The sequence below is a fragment of the Rathayibacter sp. RFBD1 genome (assembly GCF_002932915.1).
In the GTDB taxonomy this organism is placed as follows: domain Bacteria; phylum Actinomycetota; class Actinomycetes; order Actinomycetales; family Microbacteriaceae; genus Rathayibacter.
On sequence record NZ_PSWQ01000024.1, the window covers coordinates 1 to 18167 of the forward strand.

The window sequence follows — 18167 nt, forward strand, 5'->3', positions numbered from 1 at the left end:
GACCGACGGCAGGATCCTCGCCGACCGGCTGCTGTCGCGGCTGATCAAGTAGCGAGCCGGGCAGGGACCGGCTCGCTACTTGATCAGCCGCGACAGCAGCCGGTCGGCGAGGATCCTGCCGTCGGTCTGGCAGGTGGAGCAGTACTGGAGCGTGGAGTCGTGGAAGACCACCTGGCGGATCGTGTCGCCGCAGACGGGGCACGCCTCTCCTATGCGGCCGTGGACGCGCATGCCGAGCTTCTTCTCGCGCTTGAGGTCGGCCGCGTGCAGGCCCTCGGCGCGGGCGAGCGCCTCCTCGAGGGTGTAGCGGAGAGCCGCGTAGAGGCGGCCCAGCTCGTCGGCGGTGAGCGCGGCGGGCTTGAAGGGCGACATGCGCGCCACGTGGAGGATCTCGTCCGAGTAGGCGTTGCCGATGCCGGCGATGCGGGACTGGTCGCGGAGGACGCCCTTCACCTGCGCCCGGCCCGCCGTGGCGAGGATCGCGCCGAGGATCTCCTCGGTGAACTCCGGGTCCAGCGGATCGGGACCCAGCCGGGCGACTCCCGGGACGTCGAGCGGATCGGCGACGATCGAGAGCGCGAGGCTCTTCTTGGTGCCGGCCTCCGTCACGTCGAACCCCGACCCGTCGTCGAGGACGAGCCGCGCGGCGAGCGGTCCCCGGCCGGGCTTCGCCGGCGCCGTCGGCCGCTCGGGCCGCCAGCGGACCCAGCCGGCGCGGGCGAGGTGCAGGAGGACGTGGGCCTCGCCGACTGCGAGGTCGAGGAACTTGCCGTGCCGCGACACTCCGAGGACGGTCTCGCCGGAGAGAGCCGACGGCGGGATGGCCACGGTCTTGAGGGCGGAGATCGCGAACACGTCGAGCCGCTCGAGGACGCGTCCGCCCAGGCGCGCGTCGAGATCGAGAGCGAGGGCCTGGACCTCGGGGAGTTCGGGCATGCGACCACCCTGGCCCGCGGTTCCCGCACCGTCCACCCCTGGCGGAGGGGACGGCAGCGGGTCAGTCGCCGAAGCGCGTCGCCGCGACCTTCCGCAGGAACAGCTCGTGGAACCGGTAGTCGCCGGTGATCTCGGGATGGAACGCCGTCCCGAGGAGGTTGCCCTGCTCGACCGCGACCACCCGCCCGTCGGCGACGCTGGCGAGAGCGGTCGCCCGCTCCCCCAGCTCCTCCACGACCGGTGCGCGGATGAAGACCGCGTGCACCGGCGGATCGCCGATGGCCGGCACGTCGAGATCGGTCTCGAAGGAGTCGAGCTGGTTGCCGAACGCGTTCCTCCGGACCGACACGTCCAGGCCGCCGAAGCTGCTCTGGCCGTCGATGTGGTCGAGGACCCGGTCGGCGAGCATGATCAGCCCGGCGCACGTCCCGTAGACGGGCATCCCCGCACTGATCGCCTCGACGACCGGCTCCGCGAGGCCGAAGAGTCGCGACAGCTTGTCCATCACCGTGGACTCGCCGCCCGGGATGACCAGCCCCGCGACGGTGGCCAGCTCCTCCGGGCGGCGCACCAGCACCACCTCGGCACCCAGCTCGCGCAGGACGTGCGCGTGCTCGCGGAAGTCGCCCTGCAGCGCGAGGACGCCGACGCGGAGCCCCTCGAGGGACTCCCGCGTCGGTCCTGCGCCGGCGAGCGGCGCGTCGGCGCTACCAGCCACGCTCGGCGAGGCGGTGCGGCGCGGGCACGTCGGCCACGTTGATGCCGACCATCGCCTCGCCCAGGCCGCGCGAGGCCTCCGCGACGACCTTCGCATCGTCGAAGAAGGTGGTCGCCTTCACGATCGCGGCCGCGCGCTTGGCGGGCTCGCCCGACTTGAAGACGCCGGAGCCGACGAACACGCCGTCGGCGCCCAGCTGCATCATCAGCGCCGCGTCGGCCGGGGTCGCGACCCCGCCGGCGGTGAAGAGGACGACGGGGAGCTTGCCGGTCCGGGCGATCTCGACGACCAGGTCGTAGGGGGCCTGCAGCTCCTTCGCGGCGACGTAGAGCTCGTCCTTGGTCATCGCCTTCAGGCGGTTGACCTCGCCGGAGATCGTGCGGATGTGCTTGGTCGCCTCGGAGACGTCGCCGGTGCCGGCCTCGCCCTTCGAGCGGATCATCGCTGCGCCCTCGGTGATGCGGCGCAGCGCCTCGCCCAGGTTGGTCGCTCCGCAGACGAAGGGGACGGTGAAGTTCCACTTGTCGATGTGGTTCACGTAGTCGGCGGGCGAGAGGACCTCGGACTCGTCGATGTAGTCGACGCCGAGCTCCTGCAGGATCTGCGCCTCGACGAAGTGGCCGATGCGCGCCTTCGCCATGACGGGGATCGACACGGCGGAGACGATGCCGTCGATCAGGTCGGGGTCGCTCATGCGTGCGACGCCGCCCTGCGAGCGGATGTCGGCGGGGACGCGCTCGAGCGCCATGACGGCGACCGCGCCGGCGTCCTCCGCGATGCGGGCCTGATCGGCGTCGACGACGTCCATGATGACGCCGCCCTTGAGCATCTCGGCGAGACCGCGCTTGACGCGGCTCGAGCCGAACTGCTCGGGAGCGGACGAGGACGGAGTGGTGGTGTCGGTCATGTTCGCGAGTCCTGTTCTGTGCGGCGACTTCCGCCGACGGCAGCTCCGAGTCTACGAGACGGCGCCCGCCGTCCGCGGCGCTGGACAGGGGGCCGGGCGGCGGTCTAGAGGCTCGGCCAGGCCGCCGCGAGGCTCGCCCGCACGTCGCCGAGCAGCTGCGGGAGCGCCTTCGTGCGGGCGATGATCGGGAAGAAGTTCGCGTCGGTCGCCCAGCGCGGAACCACGTGCTGGTGCAGGTGCGCGGCGATCCCCGCTCCCGCGACCGCGCCCTGGTTCATCCCGAGGTTGAAGCCGTCGTTGTTCGAGACCGAGCGGACGACGCGCATCGCCGTCTGCGTGAGCGCTCCGATCTCGGCCACTTCCTCGGGAGTGGCCTCGTCGTAGAGCGGGATGTGCCGGTACGGGCAGACCAGGAGGTGGCCGGAGTTGTACGGGAACAGGTTCAGCAGGACGTAGGCGTGCTCCCCGCGGGCGACGATGAGGGCCTCCTCGTCGCTCAGCGTCGGCGCCACGCAGAAGGGGCAGTCGTCGGCTCCGGGCTGCCCCTTCTGGATGTAGACCATCCGGTGCGGCGTCCACAGGCGCTGGAACTCGTCGGGAACCCCGGCGAGGTGCGCCGAGCCCTCCGCTCCCTCGGGCACGTTGCCGTCGCTCACGCTCAGACCTGCGCCTTCGAGGCGACGGCCTCGCGGATGCGCGCGACGGCGTCGGCGACCGGGATCCCGTTCTCCTGCGTGCCGTCGCGGAAGCGGAAGCTGACGGCTCCGGCGTCGCGGTCCTTCTCCCCCACGATCATCTGGAAGGGCACCTTCTGCAGCGTGGCGTTGCGGATCTTCTTCTGCATCCGGTCGCTGGAGTAGTCGATCTCGGCGCGGATGCCCGACCGCTTGAGCTCGCCGACGACCTCCTCGAGGTAGGGCAGGTACTCGTCGGCGATCGGAATGCCCACGACCTGGACCGGCGACAGCCAGACCGGGAACGCCCCGGCGTAGTGCTCGGTGAGGATCGCGAAGAAGCGCTCGATGGAGCCGAAGAGCGCGCGGTGGATCATCACGGGCCGCTTCTTCGAGCCGTCCGAGGCCGTGTACTCGAGCTCGAAGCGCTCGGGCTGGTTGAAGTCGAGCTGGATGGTCGACATCTGCCAGGTGCGGCCGATGGCGTCGCGCGCCTGCACCGAGATCTTCGGACCGTAGAACGCCGCTCCTCCCGGATCCGGCACCAGCTCGAGACCGGAGGCGACGGCGACCGCGCGCAGCGACTCGATCGCCTCCTCCCACTGCTCGGGCGCACCGACGAACTTCGGGTTGCCCTCCTCGTTCGTGGACAGCTCGAGGTAGAAGTCGTCGAGGCCGTAGTCGCGCAGCACCTGCAGCACGAACTCGAGGTTGCGGGTCAGCTCGGCCGACACGTCCTCCTGCGCGACGTAGATGTGGGCGTCGTCCTGGGTCAGGCCGCGCACGCGGGTGAGGCCCTGCAGGGTGCCGCTCTTCTCGTAGCGGTACACGGTGCCGAACTCGGCCAGGCGCAGCGGGAGCTCGCGGTAGCTGCGGCCGCGCGAGCGGAAGATCAGGTTGTGGAACGGGCAGTTCATGGGCTTGAGGTAGTAGTCCTGGCCCTGGCGGGTGACGTTGCCGTCCTCGTCCTGCAGCTCGTCGAGGTGCATCGGGGGGAACATCCCCTCGGAGTACCACTGCAGGTGCCCGCTCGTGAGGAACAGGTCGCCCTTGGTGATGTGCGGCGTGTAGACGAGCTCGTAGTCGTGGGCGAGCAGCTGCTCGCGCATGTACTGCTCGATCTCGTAGCGGATGATCCCGCCCTTGGGGTGGAAGACCGCGAGGCCGGAGCCGATCTCGTCCGGGAAGGAGAACAGGTCGAGCTCGTGGCCGAGCTTGCGGTGGTCGCGGCGCGCCGCCTCCTCGAGGCGGGCCTGGTGCTCGCGAAGCTCGTCCTTCGTGGGCCACGCGGTGCCGTAGACGCGCTGCAGCTGCGGGTTCTTCTCCGAGCCGCGCCAGTAGGCGGCAGCGTTGCGGGTCAGGGCGTAGCCGTTGCCGATCATGCGGGTGTTGGGCAGATGCGGGCCGCGGCAGAGGTCCTTCCAGACCGTCTCGCCGGAACGCGGGTCGACGTTGTCGTAGATGGTGAGCTCGGCGCCGCCGACCTCGACGCTCTCGTCCTCGGCTCCCCCGCCCTTGATCCCGATCAGCTCGAGCTTGTAGGGCTCGCCGGCGAGCTCGGCGCGCGCCTCCTCCTCGGAGACGACGCGGCGCACGAACCGCTGGCCCTGGCGGACGATGCGGTCCATCGCCTTCTCGAGCGCCTTCATCGCCTCGGGCGTGAAGGGCTCCTCGACGTCGAAGTCGTAGTAGAAGCCGTCGGTGACGGGCGGGCCGATGCCCAGCTTCGCCTCCGGGTTGATCTGCTGCACCGCCTGTGCGAGCACGTGGGCCGCGGAGTGGCGGAGGATGTTCAGCCCGTCCGGCGAGGAGATGAGCACCGGCTCGATGCGGTCGCCCGGCACGACGTCGGCGGCGAGGTCCTTGAGCTCCCCGTTGACGCGGATCGCGACCACGGCCCGGTCGGTGAAGTGCGTGAATCCCGTGCCCGCCTCGGTGACGACCGAGTGGGACTCGTTCTCTGCGGGATTCGACGGTTCGTTCGACACGTGCGGGCACTCCTCGGGCTCGGTTGACCCCTCGACTGTAGTCGGCGGCGGCCTCTACCCGAGCGCGTCGCGCACGCGGGCGTCGAGCGCGCGCAGAGCGGAGGCGAGCTCGTCCCGGTCGGCGCCGGGGAGCACGAGCGAGCTGCGCTCGAGCTGGTGCAGGAGGACCTCCTCCAGGCCGGGCGGCAGGGAGTCCACGGCGAGCGCCCCCTCGAGTGCGGCGAGCACGGCGACGACGGCCACCGCGTCGCGTGCCGCGAGTCTGCGTGCGCTGATCTCCATGCGTCTCCGTCCGTGTCGTCCGACCCCGTCACCCTGCCGACAGGACGTGCCCCGGAGAGGGGCGCGGGGGCGACCGGTGCGCAATCCGTCCAGGTGGCATCCTGGTCCGATGGGTGCCGGTCCTGCGCTGCAGCGCTTCACGCGCTCCGGGGCCGACCTGGAGGAGGCGCGGCGCTTCTACTCGGACGGCTACGGCGGGTCGGGATTCCGGACGGAACCGGTCGAGCGGCCCTTCTCCTTCCGCTACGACGTCTCCGGGAGCGAGGGCGTGAGCCTGCGGACGTCTGTGTTCCGGGGCTCCGTGTCCGGGGGGCTGCGTCCGGCGGGCGAGTACGTCGTCTCGTGGTTCCTCTCCGGCACGAGCGTGGTGGACCCGGAGGGCGATCGGATCGTCCACCTGCCGGGGCGGCCGGTCGTGTTCCCCAGCGCGCGTCCGTTCGAGTTCGTCAGCCGCGACTTCCAGCAGCGGCTCGTGCACGTGGCCGCCGGCCTCCTCGAGCAGGTCGCGTCCGAGGCCGGCGACGGCGTGCCGCTGCCGCTCGTCTTCGACCACCGCTCGATCGCCTCCGCGTCGGCACTCCCGGGCTGGTGGCGGGCGGTCGACGACTTCGCGGGCGTCCTCCGGTCGGGCCGCGAGGCGACCGCGCTGCAGCTCGTGGCGGCCGAGCGCGGCGTCGCTCTGCACCTGCTCGCGACCTTCGCGCACCGGCCGGTCGTCGTTCCGGCGCAGGTGCTGCGGCCGGGGCTCGAGCACCTGCTGCGTGCCGCCGAGTTCCTGCACGCGTTCGCCGCGTCGCCCGTCACCGTGTCCGACATCGCGACAGCGGCGGGGCTCACTCCGCGGGCGCTGCAGGCCGCGTTCCGGAGGCACTTCGGCGACACTCCGCTCGGCTACCTGCGCGGCGTGCGTCTCGACCGGGCGCGCGTCGAGCTGCGCGAGGGCGCTCCGGGCGAGGAGACCGTGCGCGCCGTCGCCGCGCGCTGGGGCTTCCTCAACCAGGGCCGCTTCTCGGGGGCGTACCACCGCCGCTTCGGCGAGTACCCGGTGGAGACCCTGCGCCGCTGACGCTCAGGCGCCGAGAGCGAGATCGCGGGCGTAGCAGACCGAGTGCTCGGACCCGATGTAGGCGCCGAACGGCGGGATGGCGTGGTAGCCCTCCCGGAGGTAGAACCGCATCGCGTCGGGCTGGAGCGTCCCGGTCTCCAGCACCAGGCGCGTCGTGCCCAGAGCGGCCGCCCGCGCCTCGAGCGCGCGCAGGACGGCCGTGGCCGCTCCGGTGCCGCGGGCGGCGCGGTCGGCGAACATCCGCTTCACCTCGATCGCCCCCGGTCCGAGGACGTCGTCGTCGAGAGGCCGCAGTCCGCCGCAGGCCACCGCCGTGCCGCTCGCGTCGCGGGCGACGAGGAATACGGGCACGTCGTCGGCCGAGGGCGGCGTGCCGGGCTCGTGGTCGTCGTTGCCGTAGCGCTCGTCGAGCTCGCGCCGCTGCGCGTCGCGCAGACGCTCGGCGTCCGGGTGGGTCCACGCCACCTCGTCGATGGTCCAGCTCATGAGGGCTCCTCCCGGCCGCGCGACGGGCACGGCCGAGGCCATTCTGCCGCGCCCGCCCCCTCCGGCCGGCCCGGTGGCAACCCCTTCCGCGCCGGGCCGCAGCGGGCGTCGACTGGAGGCCCACCGACGAAAGGACTCACCGTGCTCTCCGACTCCCCCATCGGCCCCGTTCTGCTCTCCCGCGACCTCGCCGCCTCCCGCGCCTTCTATGCCGGCTCCCTGGGACTGGAGGTCCTCGAGGAGAGCGAGTCGGCGATCGCCTACTCCTGCGGCGGCACCCGGCTCACCGTCACCGCCAGCACCACGGGCTCGAAGGACGAGCAGACCAAGGCCGCCTGGCGGGTGGCCGACCTGCGCGCCGAGCTGGACGCGCTGGCGACTCGGGGCGTGGCTCCGGAGGACTACGACAGCGACGAGCTGCGCACCGAGAACGGCGTGGCCGACCGCGGCAGCGTCTGGGCGGCCTGGATCCTCGATCCCGACGGGAACGCGCTCGGCATCGAGCAGCCCAAGAGCTGATCGGCGCCGCTCTAGACTCGCCCCATGCCCGACGACTCCGCTCCGCTGCCCGCGCCCGGGTGGTACCCGCACCCGGCCGACCTCGGCTCGGAGCTCTACTGGGACGGCACGGCGTGGACCGACCGGTCCCGTCCGTCCTCCTCGGCGCCCGCTCCCGCCTACGGCACGCCCCCGGGCGCTCCGGAGCAGGAGCTGTACGCCTATCCGTCCGCCCCGTCCTCCGCGGCGGGCCGCAACCCCATGGCGATCGCGAGCCTCGTGCTCGGCGTCCTGAGCCTGCTGATCAATCCGCTGCTGATCCCCTCGATCCTCGCCATCGTCTTCTCGGCGAAGGGCCGGGCGGCCGCACCGCTCGTCGGAGGCGGTCGCGGGCTCGCGACGGCCGGACTCGTCACCGGGATCCTCGGTCTGGTGTCGGGCGTCTTCACCATCGTCGGCAACCTCTCGGCCGGGGTCCCCGGCCTGGCCGGCTGACCGGGGTGCCGCGGCCCTCGACGCCCCGATGACCGCGCGCCGGAGCGCTCCCTGGCTCCTCGTCGTGGCGGTCGCCCTGGTCGCGCTGGTCCTGCGCGGTCCGATCGTCGCCGTCGCGCCCATCATCGACGCGGTGCGCGAGGACCTCGCGCTGTCCGCGGGCCAGGCGGGGATCCTCACCAGCATCCCCGTGCTCTGCTTCGCCCTGGCGACTCCGCTCGCCCTCCTGGTGATCCGCCGCGCGGGACCCGACGCCGCCGTGACCGTCACGGTGATCGGCGTCGCGCTCGGCACGATCGTCCGATCGATCGGCGACGTGGGACCGGCCGTGGCGGGCACCATCCTGATCGGCGTCTCCATCACGATCGGCAACGTCGTCCTCCCCGTCGTGATCCGGCGGGACGTCGCTCCCGAGCGCGTCGACCTCACGACGGGCGTCTACACCGCAGCCCTCAACGTCGGCTCGACGATCACCTCGCTCGGCACCGCTCCGCTCGCCCTGGCGCTCGGCTGGCGCGGCGCCCTGCTCGTCTGGCTCGCCCTCAACGCCCTCGCTCTGGCCGGCTGGCTCGTGGCCGTGGGGCCTCGGGCGGCCCTGCGTCCGACTCCCCGCCCGGCCCGCGCCGACCGCGCACCGGCCGCACCGGCTCCGCGGATCTTCCGGAGCGCGACCGTGCTGGCGCTCGCGCTCTGCTTCTCGAGCCAGGCGTTCTCGTACTACGGAGTGACGGCGTGGCTCCCCTCGCTGCTCGTCGACCGCAACGGCTTCTCGATCGCGACCGCGGGCGCGAGCGCCTCCGTGTTCCAGCTCGCCGCGGTCGCCGGCGCCCTCGGCGTCCCGCTCCTGGTCCGGAGGCTCGGACCGCTGGGGAGCATCGTGCTCGTCGGCCTCCTCTGGTGCACGGTGCCGGCGGGGCTGCTGCTCGCGCCGCAGCTCTGGGCGCTCTGGTGCGTGCTGGGCGGCGCGGCCCAGGGCGGAGGATTCACGGTGGTCTTCGTGCTCGTCGTGCGGCTCTCCCGCTCCGACGCCCACGCGTCGCGGCTCTCGGCCACGGTGCAGGGGATCGGCTACGCCGTGGCCGCCACCGCCCCGACCGTCATCGGCTTCGCGCACGACGCGAGCGGCGGTTGGGAGGCTCCCCTGCTGACCGTCCTCGCCGCGACCTGCTCCTTCCTCCTCTTCGGCACCCTCGCCGCCGCGCGCCAGCGCCGGGCCTGACCCGCGACACGACCGGCCGCGCCGTCAAGGGGGCCGTCCGACGACTGTCGGCCCCGTAGCGTGTCCGCATGGCCGAGCAGAGCACGACCCGCGAGAAGACAGCGCCCGATCCCGACGATTCCCGGAAGCCCGACGACGTCACCGACATCACCAAGCGCTCCTGGTTCTACGTCCTCAAGAAGACGGCCCGCGAGTTCGGCGCCGACCAGTGCACCGACCTCGCCGCCGCGCTCACCTACTACGCCGTGCTCGCGCTCTTCCCCGCCCTGCTCGCGATCGTGTCGGTGCTGGGGCTCTTCGGCCAGGCGCAGGCCACCACCGATCTGGTCCTCGACCTGATCGGGAACCTCGCGTCGAGCGAGGTCGTCGACCTGCTGCGCGACCCGATCCAGGCGCTGACCAGCTCCTCCGCCGCGGGTCTCGCCTTCGTCACCGGTGTCGTCGGAGCGATCTGGTCCGCCTCCGGCTACGTCGGCGCCTTCGGCCGCGCGATGAACCGCGTCTACCAGATCGACGAGGGGCGCCCCTTCTGGAAGCTCCGCCCGACGATGCTCGGCGTGACCGTGGTGACGGTCGTCCTGATCGTGATCGCGGCGCTCATCCTCGTGCTCAGCGGACCGGTCGCGACCGCCGTCGGCGACGTCGTGGGCCTCGGCCCCGCCGCCCTCACCGTGTGGAACATCGCGAAATGGCCGGTGCTCGTGGTCATCGCGATCGTGATCGTCGCGATCCTGTACTACTGGGCGCCCAACATCCGCCAGCCGAAGTTCCGCTGGATCAGCATCGGATCGATCGTCGCCCTGGCGATCTGGCTGATCGCCTCGACCGGCTTCGCGTTCTACGTGGCCAACTTCTCCAACTACAACAAGACCTACGGCTCGCTCGGCGCGGTGATCGTCTTCCTCCTCTGGATCTGGATCACCAACATCGCCCTGCTCTTCGGCGCGGAGTTCGACGCCGAGCTCGAGCGCGGACGCGAGCTGCAGGCGGGCATCGAGGCGGAGGAGACCATCCAGCTCCCCCCGCGCGACACCGCCGCGAGCGACAAGAAGGCGGCCGTGCACGAGAAGGACGTCCGCGACGGACGCTGGCTGCGCCTGGCGAGCGAGAACCGCAGCGACGAGGGCGCGGCCCAGGACGACGAGGCCGCGAAGAAGAAGTGACTCAGGACTCGGACGACCAGAGCGCGCGGTAGTAGGCCGCTCGCTCGTCGTCCGGATCCGCTCCGTACTCCGCGAGGAGCAGCGGGGTGTGGCCGGGGCCGTAGTTCCAGCCGAGGCTGACCGCGGCGACCGCCAGATCCGCCCAGCGGTCGCCCACGCCCAGGTCGCCGACGTCGACCGTGCCGCTCCAGCGTCCGTCGTCGTCGACGAGCGTGTTCGGAGCGCACGCGTCGCCGTGCACCACGACGGGGTCCACGAGCTCCGGAGCCGCGCCGAGCGCCGACGGCCGGCGCGCGAACCAGGAGTCGCCGCGCAGCTCCTCGGGCACCGCGTCGACGGGGAGCGCGTGGACCGCCCGCAGGCCGGCCGCGATCGCGCGGACGGCCTCCTCCGGCCGGGCTGTCCACTTCGGATCGACGGCGCTCCGCCCGGGCAGCGGTGCGGTGAGGAGCCACTGCCCCTCCTCGTCCTCGCCCGCCTCCAGGATCCGGGGCGCGTCGATCCGCCCCTCCAGCCAGCGCAGACGCGCGATCTCGCGACGGAGGTCGACGCCTGTGGACCGGGGATTCCACTTCAGGTACCCGGCGTCCACGCGGAAGGTCAGCCCGTCGAGCTCGTTGCGCCAGACGAGCGCCGGATCGGTGCCGCCGTTCAGGCGCCTCGCCGGCGACGGGATCCGGACGCCCTCGAGCGAGGACTGCCGTGCGAGGTCCGGACCGCTCATGCCCTCAGGGTAGGCGCCCCGATCCTGAGAGGATCCGCATGCCGCGGACCGCGCCACCCGCCTCCTCCGAGCAGAGCGCCCTTACCCTGACGGGCGTGCCGGAGCAGCCGCCCGGCGCGATCCGGTGACGAGGGAGCCCCCGTGACGCAGAGCGACGACGACCGCGGGCCCGTGCAGCCCGACTTCTCGAAGGAGCAGGAGGGCTACCGTCCCGGCCTCAAGCCCCGGCAGCTGCAGATGATCGCCATCGGCGGCGCGATCGGCACCGGCCTCTTCCTCGGCGCCGGCGGCCGACTCGCCACCGCCGGTCCCTCGCTCGTCGTCGTGTACGCGGTCTGCGGCGTCTTCGCCTACCTGATCCTCCGCGCGCTCGGCGAGCTGGTCCTGCACCGGCCGAGCTCGGGCTCCTTCATCTCCTACGCCCGCGAGTTCCTGGGCGAGAAGGCCGCCTTCGTCGCCGGCTGGATGTACTTCCTGAACTGGGCGATGACCGCGATCGCCGACGTCACCGCGGTGGCCCTGTACGTGAAGTACTGGTCGCTCTTCTCCTCCGTGCCCCAGTGGCTCCTCGCACTCATCGCCCTGGTCGTCGTGCTCTCGCTGAACCTCGTCTCGGTCAAGGTCTTCGGGGAGCTGGAGTTCTGGTTCGCGCTGATCAAGGTCACGGCGCTGGTGGTCTTCCTGGTGATCGGCGTCGTCGTGCTCGCCGCGGGCTGGCCGCTGCAGTCCGGCGGCGTCGCCGTGGACCCCGGGATCAGCCTCTGGAACGACAACGGCGGCATCCTGCCCGCCGGCCTGATCGCCAGCGTCCTGGTCGTCCAGGGCGTGGTGTTCGCCTACTCCGGAGTCGAGCTGGTCGGCACGGCGGCGGGCGAGACCGCGGAGCCGGCGAAGGTCATCCCGCGCGCGATCAACTCGGTCATCCTGCGCATCGCCGTCTTCTACGTCGGCTCGGTGCTGCTGCTGACGCTGCTGCTGCCCTACACGGCCTACTCGAAGGGCGAGAGCCCGTTCGTCACGTTCTTCAGCTCGCTGGGCGACGGCTCCTCGGGCGAGATCGCCGGATCGATCATGAACTTCGTCGTGCTGACGGCCGCGCTCTCCAGCATCAACGCCGGGCTCTACTCGACCGGCCGCATCCTCCGCTCCATGGCGCTCAACGGCTCCGCCCCCGCCTTCACCGGCCGGATGAACAAGCAGGGCGTCCCCTACGGCGGCATCCTGCTCACGGCGAGCATCACCCTGATCGGGATCGTGCTGAACCTCTTCGTGCCGTCCGAGGCCTTCGAGATCGTCCTCAACGTCTCGGCGCTGGGCATCGTCACGGGCTGGGGCATGATCGTCCTCTGCCAGATGCAGCTGCAGCGCTGGGCGGCCCAGGGGCGCCTGGAGCGCCCGTCCTTCCGGATGCCCGGCGCCCCGGTGACCTCGTGGCTCACCCTGGCGTTCCTGGTGATCGTGGTGGTCCTCATCGCCGTCGACTTCCCGACCGGCACCTGGACCGTGGGGATCGTCGCGGTGGTCGGCGTGCCCACCCTGATCGTGGGCTGGCACGTCGCGAAGCCGCGCATCCTGGCGATCGCGTCCGCCCGGGACGGCTTCACCGGCGCCCACCCCGTGATCGCCGCCCGTCCGGCCTCCGAGGCCAAGCGCGACGGGAACGAGCGGCGCCGCGAGTAGGGCGGGTCAGCGCCGGCGGAGGTAGCGCAGGAGCAGCGTGTCGCCGGCGCTGAGCACGTGCGCCAGGTGCTGCGGGCGCGGTCCGGGGACGTCGCCGCGGGCGAGCCTCCCGGAGTCCCCCGCCTCGAGCGTCGGAGCGACGGTCAGGCAGAGCTCGTCGACGGCGTCCGCGGCGAGGAGGGTCCCGAGCAGCGACGGACCGCCCTCGCAGTGGATCCTGCCGAGCCCCCGCTCCGCGAGCTGCGCCCGCATCCGCGTCGCGTCGAGCTCTGCGTCGCCGCAGACGAGCACGTCGGCGACCTCGGCGAGCTCCGCGCGGCGGCGGGCCGACGAGGAGCCGGTGGTCACGACGATCGGACGCACCGGCGCCTCGGTGAAGATCCGCGAAGCGGGATCGAGGTCGAGCGACCCCGAGACGATCGCGAAGACGGGCTGCGGGGCGAGCCCGGTGCCGAGCCGGGCCCGCACGGACTCGTCGCTCAGCACCATCGGGCCGTAGCCCTCGGTCCGCACCGTGCCGGCCGCGACGAGCACGACGTCGGTGAGCCGGCGGAGCAGGTCGAACACGCGCAGGTCCGCCGCGCCCCCGAGATCGCCCGAGACGCCGTCACGGGTGACCGCTCCGTCGACGCTCGCGACGAAGTTGACCCGGAGCCACTCCTCGCCCGCCCCGTCCGCGTAGAGGGCCAGCAGAGCCTCGTCGGACAGGTCCTGCCCGGCCGGCGACAGGCCGTCGATGCGGGCGCTCACGCCGCCGGCTCCACGTTGTGGCGGAGGAAGGCGGGCGCCCGCCAGCCCAGCACCGCCTCCGTCATCCGCACGGCGTCCACCGCCTGGCGCACGTCGTGCATGCGCACGATCCGCGCACCGTTCAGGATGCAGATCACCGCGGCGGCGAGGGAGCCCTCGAGGCGCTCCCCCTGCGGCCGGTCCAGCGCCTCGCCGATGAAGTCCTTGTTGGACACCGCGGCGAGCACCGGGAAGCCGAGCGCGGCCACCTCGCCCAGCCGGCGGGTGAGCTCGAGCGTGTGCAGGGTGTTCTTGTTCAGGTCGTGACCCGGATCGACGATGATCCTCCCGGCAGGCACTCCACCCGAGAGCGCGCGATCGACGCGGCTCCGCAGATGGTCGACCACGGTCGCCACGACGTCGTCGTACTCGGGTCTCTCCGGCTCGCTGCGGGGGGCGCCCACGCTGTGGGTGATGACGAGCTGGGCGGAGGAGGAGGCGACGACCTCGAGCATCCGGGGGTCGTGCAGCCCGCTCGTGTCGTTGATGACGGAGGCGCCCGCGGCGATGCTCGCGCGCGCGACCTCGGCGCTCGTCGTGTCCACCGAGACGACCACGTCGCTCCGCTCCGCGATGCCCGCCACGACGGGGACCACCCGGTCGAGCTCCTCCTGGAGCGTGACGGCGGGGCCGCGGCCGAACGGCACTCCGCCGATGTCGACCCAGTCGGCGCCGAGCTCCGCGGCGCGCACGGCGGCCGCGATGGCGCTGTCCAGGGCGAAGGTGGAGCCCTTGTCGTAGAAGGAGTCGGGCGTGCGGTTCACGACCGCCATCACGGCCACCTGCCGCTCGAAGTCGAACTCTCGTCCGCCGATGTGCCGCGTGGTCATGGGCGCGTCCCTCCCGCTCGGAGCGCCGGGAGAAGGCCGGCGCCGCTCACCCTAGACGAGCGGAGTCGGCGGAGGCTGGAGCGGGCCGCCCTCGAGCAGCGCCTGGAAGAGGACGTGGTCCTGCCACTCCCCGGCGATCCGCAGATAGCGCCGCGCGACGCCGATCCGCTCGAACCCGTTGCGCTGCAGCACGGTCTGCGATCCGACGTTGTGGAGGAGCGTCCCGGCCTGCACGCGGTGCAGCCCCAGATCCTCCCGCGCGGTGCGCAGGACGGCTCCGACCGCGCGGGTCATCACGCCGCGGCCCTCCAGATCGCTGTCGAGCCAGTAGCCGAGCTCGCCGCTGTCGAAGGCGCCGCGGACGATGTTCGCGAGGGTCAGCCGACCGACGATCACGCCGCCCGAGTCGAGGACGAGCGGGAGCACGCTGCCGGCCCGGTGCGCGGCGAGCGCGTCCGCGACGGCGTCGGTCTGGCCCCCCGCCTCGAAGAAGCGGGTCGAGCGCGTCGGCTCCCAGGGCGCGAGGTGCCGGCGGTTGCGCCGGTACGCGGCGGCGAGGGCCGGTCCGTCGTGCCGCGAGACGAGCCGCAGGAGGGTGCCCTGGTCGTCGACGGGGATCGGGGCGGGCATCCTGCGAGGGTAGCGCCGGAGCCGGGAACGACAGAACCCCCGGCCAGGGGCCGGGGGTTCTCGTGGTGGGCGATACTGGGATCGAACCAGTGACCTCTTCCGTGTCAGGGAAGCGCGCTACCGCTGCGCCAATCGCCCGTTGCTCCGTGCGGAGCGCCTCGTTCGGTGAACGATCGAGGTGGATACGGGATTCGAACCCGTGTATACGGCTTTGCAGGCCGCTGCCTCGCCTCTCGGCCAATCCACCGTGTACGGGATTCGGTGTCGGCGGCCCGAGGGCCGACCAGGTGGGAGGCACCCGAGGGTGCCGTCCCGATGACGCCGGTCCGAGGACCGGTGTTCGAGCGGATGACGAGATTCGAACTCGCGACCCTCACCTTGGCAAGGTGATGCGCTACCGCTGCGCCACATCCGCATGTAGGTCGTACTGATGTTGCCGTCTTGCGTGTCGTGCTGTCGTGCTGTCTGTCCGGCGCTTTCGCTGCCCGGCTCGACCTAGAAGAATGTATACGACAGCGGCGCCGGAATCCAAATCGAGCGGACGCCGATCCCGCCGCTCGGAGTCCGATCCGCGTCTTTCCGCGCGAAACCGGCTCGTCGCCGTCCGTTCACCCGGGCGTGGCGGGCGTCGGCGGTGCATCCGGGCCCCGCGGATCCGCTACGATCGTCTCTCGGGTCGTCCAGCACGTCCCCCTGGGCGATTGGCGCAGTTGGTAGCGCGCTTCCTTCACACGGAAGAGGTCATCGGTTCGAGTCCGGTATCGCCCACCCTCACCCCCGGTCCGTGCTCACGCACTCGGCCGGGGGTTCTCTCGTCCCGCCGCGGCCGTCCTCCGTCGTCGCAGCGCCCAGTCGAAGGAGCCGACCCGCGATGATGGGCCGCTCGCACGCCGTCTCCGGTGCGCTCGCCTGGGCCGTCGCCGCCTCCGTGCCCGCCGTCGCCGGGCCCCTCGGCCTCGCGGGTCTCCCGCTGGATCTCCGGCTGGTCGGCCTCGGAGTCGCCGCCGGCTGGGCCCTGGTGCCCGACGCGGACCACGCGAGCGCGACCGTCTCCCGCTCGGCGCCGGGCGCCTCCCTGCTCACCGCGACCGCGGGCCGGATCAGCGGAGGGCACCGGCACGGGATGCACTCGCTGCTCGCGGTCGCCGTCGTCTGGTACCTGGTGCCGGTGCTCACGGCGCTGCGCTTCCCGGTGCCGATCGTCGGTCCCGTCGCCGTGGCCGCCGTGCTCACGCTGCCCGCCCTCGCGTTCGCCGCGAAGGCCGTCCGGGCCGCCCCCTCCTGGCGCATCGCCTGGGCCGGGGCGACGGTCGTCACGGTCCTGCTCGTCGCGCTCGCCGACGGCACCTGGGCGTGGCTCCGGGTCGCCGCGACGCTGGGCTACCTCGTGCACGTGGCCGGCGACGCCCTCACGACCGGCGGGATCAACTGGCTGTGGCCGCTGCGCGTGCGCCTGCCGCGGCGCCTGCGCCGGACACCGCTGCGCCACGTCTGGACCACCGGAGGCTACGCCGCGCTGCCCGTCCTGGGCTCCGCCGGGTCCTGGCGCGAGACGGTCCTCTACTGGCTCATGTCCGCGGCGACGATCGTGCTCACCGCCTCGATGATCACGGCCGAGCTGCTGTAGCCCGGGGCGCCCTTTTCAGAAGACCTTCCCCGGGTTCATGATCCCCAGCGGGTCGAACACGGCCTTGATCCCGCGCTGGAGCGCCAGCGAGTCCTCGCCCAGCTCCTCCGCCAGCCAGCGCTGCTTGAGCAGTCCCACGCCGTGCTCGCCCGTGAGCGTGCCGCCGAGGGCCAGGGCCGTGCGGAAGAGCTCCGCGGCGGCGTCCCAGACGTCCTCCTCCACGGGTCCGTCCCCCGCGGGCAGCACGAAGTTCGGGTGGAGGTTCCCGTCCCCCGCGTGGGCGACGGTGGGGATGCTGAGCCCCGTCCGCTCCTCGATGCCGCGGATCGCTGCGAACATCGGCGGCAGCGCGGAGCGGGGCACGCAGACGTCCTCGATCAGCACGCGGCCCTCCGCCTCGAGCGCCGGGTGGAAGGCCCGGCGGACGGCCAGCAGAGCCTCACCCTCGGCCGGGTCCTCGGTCGCCTCGGCGGCACCCCCGGAGGCGGTCACGATCTCGAGGACGCGCTGCGACTCCTCCGCCGCTCCTCCGCCGTCCGTCTGGACGAGGAGGTAGGCGGCACCGCGGTCCAGGCTCGCTCCGGTGTAGCGCGAGATCGCGGCGAGCGCCGCCTCGTCCATCAGCTCCATCACCGCGGGACGGAGCCGCGCGGCGGTGATCGCGGCGGAGGCGGCGGCCGCGGCGACGACGCACGGGAAGTACGCGCCGACCGTGACCACGCGCCCGGTCGGGATCGGGCGGAGCTTCACGGTGGCCTCCACGATGACGCCCAGCGTCCCCTCGGAGCCGGTCAGGAGCGCGGTGAGGTCGTACCCGGTGACTCCCTTCACGCTGCGGCGGCCGGTGCGGAGCAGTCGTCCGTCGGGGAGGACGACCGTCAACCCGAGCACCGCTTCCCGGGTCACGCCGTACTTGGCGCACAGCAGCCCCCCGGCGTTCGTCGCGATGTTTCCGCCGATGCTCGAGATCGCGCGGCTCGCAGGGTCGGGCGAGAAGACGAGGCCGTGCGGAGCGACGGCGTCCGACAGCGCCTGATTGATGACCCCGGGCTCGACGACCGCCAGCTCGTCCTCGAGCGACACCTCGAGGATGCGGTCCATCGCGGCGGTCGAGAGGACGAGCGCTCCCTCGCTCGCCACTCCCCCGGCAGCGAGGCCCGTTCCCGCTCCGCGCGGCACGACCGGGAGCCGGTGCTCCGTCGCTATGCGCAGCGCCGCCTGCACGTCCTCGACCGAGCGCGCAGCGACGAGCGCGAGCGCGCGACCCGGTGCGGAAAAGCCCGACTTGTCGGTGTGCACGGCCTCGAACCCGGGGCCCTCGGTCAGGACCGCGTCTCCGAGCGCGTCGCGCAGCTGTCGGAGGATCTCGTGGTCGTGCATGGTTCACTCCGTGCGGTCGCGGGCGGGTCCTGCCGATCCTTCCACGGGCGCGGGGCAGGATGGCGGGATGACCGG

General features: G+C 72.5%; 19 protein-coding genes and 4 tRNA genes. 8 read left to right on the plus strand and 15 right to left on the minus strand.

All coding sequences use genetic code 11. The features are described 5' to 3' along the window. Positions 1 to 75 precede the first annotated feature (75 nt). From C5D50_RS13220 to C5D50_RS13245, 6 genes are all read right to left on the minus strand, one after another. Positions 76 to 936, minus strand: coding sequence for a DNA-formamidopyrimidine glycosylase family protein (locus tag C5D50_RS13220; RefSeq protein WP_104283705.1), 861 nt, complete (start codon positions 934 to 936; stop codon positions 76 to 78). Positions 937 to 997: 61 nt separating this feature from the next. Further along, positions 998 to 1654, minus strand: coding sequence for a pyridoxal 5'-phosphate synthase glutaminase subunit PdxT (gene pdxT / locus C5D50_RS13225; RefSeq protein ID WP_258069630.1), 657 nt, complete (start codon positions 1652 to 1654; stop codon positions 998 to 1000). Further along, entirely contained in the window at positions 1644 to 2561 is a 918-nt protein-coding gene (gene pdxS, locus C5D50_RS13230; RefSeq protein WP_104224629.1) for a pyridoxal 5'-phosphate synthase lyase subunit PdxS, read from the minus strand. The genes pdxT and pdxS overlap by 11 nt, the downstream gene beginning before the upstream one ends. Positions 2562 to 2665: 104 nt before the next feature. Continuing rightward, complete coding sequence (locus tag C5D50_RS13235) at positions 2666 to 3217, minus strand: HIT domain-containing protein (RefSeq protein WP_258065371.1); 552 nt, start codon at positions 3215 to 3217, stop codon at positions 2666 to 2668. A gap of 2 nt (positions 3218 to 3219) precedes the next feature. Next, positions 3220 to 5130: a threonine--tRNA ligase gene (gene thrS / locus C5D50_RS13240; RefSeq protein ID WP_244230674.1), complete on the minus strand. Its 1911-nt coding sequence runs from the start codon at positions 5128 to 5130 to the stop codon at positions 3220 to 3222. A 147-nt stretch (positions 5131 to 5277) separates the two neighbouring features. Continuing rightward, a complete protein-coding gene (locus tag C5D50_RS13245) occupies positions 5278 to 5505 on the minus strand; it encodes a hypothetical protein (RefSeq protein ID WP_104261680.1) in 228 nt (75 codons plus the stop codon). Positions 5506 to 5614: 109 nt separating this feature from the next. Here C5D50_RS13245 and C5D50_RS16375 point away from each other — a divergent pair, with 109 nt between their 5' ends. After that, positions 5615 to 6571 (plus strand): AraC family transcriptional regulator, encoded by a 957-nt coding sequence (locus C5D50_RS16375; protein ID WP_219814721.1) that lies wholly within the window; start codon positions 5615 to 5617, stop codon positions 6569 to 6571. Positions 6572 to 6574: 3 nt separating this feature from the next. Here the strand turns inward: C5D50_RS16375 and C5D50_RS13255 are convergent, their stop codons facing one another. Then, positions 6575 to 7057: a GNAT family N-acetyltransferase gene (locus C5D50_RS13255; protein WP_104283724.1), complete on the minus strand. Its 483-nt coding sequence runs from the start codon at positions 7055 to 7057 to the stop codon at positions 6575 to 6577. A 141-nt stretch (positions 7058 to 7198) separates the two neighbouring features. Here C5D50_RS13255 and C5D50_RS16610 point away from each other — a divergent pair, with 141 nt between their 5' ends. From C5D50_RS16610 to C5D50_RS13275, 4 genes are all read left to right on the plus strand, one after another. Next, complete coding sequence (locus C5D50_RS16610) at positions 7199 to 7576, plus strand: VOC family protein (RefSeq protein ID WP_104283707.1); 378 nt, start codon at positions 7199 to 7201, stop codon at positions 7574 to 7576. 24 nt (positions 7577 to 7600) lie between these two features. Then, entirely contained in the window at positions 7601 to 8050 is a 450-nt protein-coding gene (locus C5D50_RS13265; protein ID WP_104283708.1) for a DUF2510 domain-containing protein, read from the plus strand. Between the two features lie 28 nt (positions 8051 to 8078). Further along, positions 8079 to 9269 (plus strand): CynX/NimT family MFS transporter, encoded by a 1191-nt coding sequence (locus tag C5D50_RS13270; RefSeq protein ID WP_104283709.1) that lies wholly within the window; start codon positions 8079 to 8081, stop codon positions 9267 to 9269. 68 nt (positions 9270 to 9337) lie between these two features. Then, complete coding sequence (locus C5D50_RS13275; protein ID WP_104239455.1) at positions 9338 to 10432, plus strand: YihY/virulence factor BrkB family protein; 1095 nt, start codon at positions 9338 to 9340, stop codon at positions 10430 to 10432. 1 nt (position 10433) lies between these two features. Here C5D50_RS13275 and C5D50_RS13280 read toward each other — a convergent pair whose 3' ends face one another. After that, complete coding sequence (locus tag C5D50_RS13280) at positions 10434 to 11156, minus strand: aminoglycoside 3'-phosphotransferase (protein ID WP_104256166.1); 723 nt, start codon at positions 11154 to 11156, stop codon at positions 10434 to 10436. 141 nt (positions 11157 to 11297) lie between these two features. On the opposite strand from C5D50_RS13280, the gene C5D50_RS13285 reads away from it, so the two are divergent. Beyond that, positions 11298 to 12836, plus strand: coding sequence for an amino acid permease (locus C5D50_RS13285; protein ID WP_258069631.1), 1539 nt, complete (start codon positions 11298 to 11300; stop codon positions 12834 to 12836). A 6-nt stretch (positions 12837 to 12842) separates the two neighbouring features. On the opposite strand, the gene C5D50_RS13290 is transcribed toward C5D50_RS13285, so the two are convergent. From C5D50_RS13290 to C5D50_RS13315, 6 genes are all read right to left on the minus strand, one after another. Continuing rightward, positions 12843 to 13586: a pyrimidine reductase family protein gene (locus tag C5D50_RS13290; RefSeq protein ID WP_104283710.1), complete on the minus strand. Its 744-nt coding sequence runs from the start codon at positions 13584 to 13586 to the stop codon at positions 12843 to 12845. Further along, positions 13583 to 14455 (minus strand): dihydropteroate synthase, encoded by an 873-nt coding sequence (gene folP / locus C5D50_RS13295; RefSeq protein ID WP_104224638.1) that lies wholly within the window; start codon positions 14453 to 14455, stop codon positions 13583 to 13585. Before folP ends, C5D50_RS13290 begins: the two co-directional genes overlap by 4 nt. Positions 14456 to 14506: 51 nt before the next feature. Continuing rightward, on the minus strand, positions 14507 to 15085 hold the full coding sequence (locus C5D50_RS13300) for a GNAT family N-acetyltransferase (protein ID WP_104283712.1): 579 nt from the start codon (positions 15083 to 15085) through the stop codon (positions 14507 to 14509). A gap of 63 nt (positions 15086 to 15148) precedes the next feature. Next, a tRNA-Val gene (locus tag C5D50_RS13305) sits at positions 15149 to 15223 on the minus strand. 38 nt (positions 15224 to 15261) lie between these two features. Next, a tRNA-Cys gene (locus C5D50_RS13310) sits at positions 15262 to 15332 on the minus strand. Positions 15333 to 15428: 96 nt separating this feature from the next. Continuing rightward, positions 15429 to 15500, minus strand: a tRNA-Gly gene (locus C5D50_RS13315). A gap of 280 nt (positions 15501 to 15780) precedes the next feature. On the opposite strand from C5D50_RS13315, the gene C5D50_RS13320 reads away from it, so the two are divergent. Both C5D50_RS13320 and C5D50_RS13325 read left to right on the plus strand, forming a co-directional pair. Further along, a tRNA-Val gene (locus C5D50_RS13320) sits at positions 15781 to 15853 on the plus strand. Positions 15854 to 15956: 103 nt separating this feature from the next. Beyond that, positions 15957 to 16712, plus strand: coding sequence for a metal-dependent hydrolase (locus tag C5D50_RS13325; protein ID WP_104283713.1), 756 nt, complete (start codon positions 15957 to 15959; stop codon positions 16710 to 16712). A 15-nt stretch (positions 16713 to 16727) separates the two neighbouring features. Here the strand turns inward: C5D50_RS13325 and C5D50_RS13330 are convergent, their stop codons facing one another. Beyond that, positions 16728 to 18092 carry an FAD-binding oxidoreductase gene (locus tag C5D50_RS13330; RefSeq protein WP_104283714.1) on the minus strand — a complete coding sequence of 455 codons (1365 nt, stop codon included), beginning with the start codon at positions 18090 to 18092 and terminating at the stop codon, positions 16728 to 16730. Positions 18093 to 18167 lie beyond the last annotated feature (75 nt).

Bases quoted from the DNA above. Each gene is read 5' to 3' on its own strand.
- C5D50_RS13220 (WP_104283705.1), bottom strand. From the start codon at position 936: ATGCCCGAACTCCCCGAGGTCCAGGCCCTCGCTCTCGATCTCGACGCG.
- pdxS (WP_104224629.1), bottom strand. From the start codon at position 2,561: ATGACCGACACCACCACTCCGTCCTCGTCCGCTCCCGAGCAGTTCGGC.
- C5D50_RS13245 (WP_104261680.1), bottom strand. From the start codon at position 5,505: ATGGAGATCAGCGCACGCAGACTCGCGGCACGCGACGCGGTGGCCGTC.
- C5D50_RS16375 (WP_219814721.1), top strand. From the start codon at position 5,615: ATGGGTGCCGGTCCTGCGCTGCAGCGCTTCACGCGCTCCGGGGCCGAC.
- C5D50_RS13255 (WP_104283724.1), bottom strand. From the start codon at position 7,057: ATGAGCTGGACCATCGACGAGGTGGCGTGGACCCACCCGGACGCCGAG.
- C5D50_RS13265 (WP_104283708.1), top strand. From the start codon at position 7,601: ATGCCCGACGACTCCGCTCCGCTGCCCGCGCCCGGGTGGTACCCGCAC.
- C5D50_RS13270 (WP_104283709.1), top strand. From the start codon at position 8,079: ATGACCGCGCGCCGGAGCGCTCCCTGGCTCCTCGTCGTGGCGGTCGCC.
- C5D50_RS13275 (WP_104239455.1), top strand. From the start codon at position 9,338: ATGGCCGAGCAGAGCACGACCCGCGAGAAGACAGCGCCCGATCCCGAC.
- C5D50_RS13280 (WP_104256166.1), bottom strand. From the start codon at position 11,156: ATGAGCGGTCCGGACCTCGCACGGCAGTCCTCGCTCGAGGGCGTCCGG.
- folP (WP_104224638.1), bottom strand. From the start codon at position 14,455: ATGACCACGCGGCACATCGGCGGACGAGAGTTCGACTTCGAGCGGCAG.
- C5D50_RS13300 (WP_104283712.1), bottom strand. From the start codon at position 15,085: ATGCCCGCCCCGATCCCCGTCGACGACCAGGGCACCCTCCTGCGGCTC.
- C5D50_RS13325 (WP_104283713.1), top strand. From the start codon at position 15,957: ATGATGGGCCGCTCGCACGCCGTCTCCGGTGCGCTCGCCTGGGCCGTC.
- C5D50_RS13330 (WP_104283714.1), bottom strand. From the start codon at position 18,092: ATGCACGACCACGAGATCCTCCGACAGCTGCGCGACGCGCTCGGAGAC.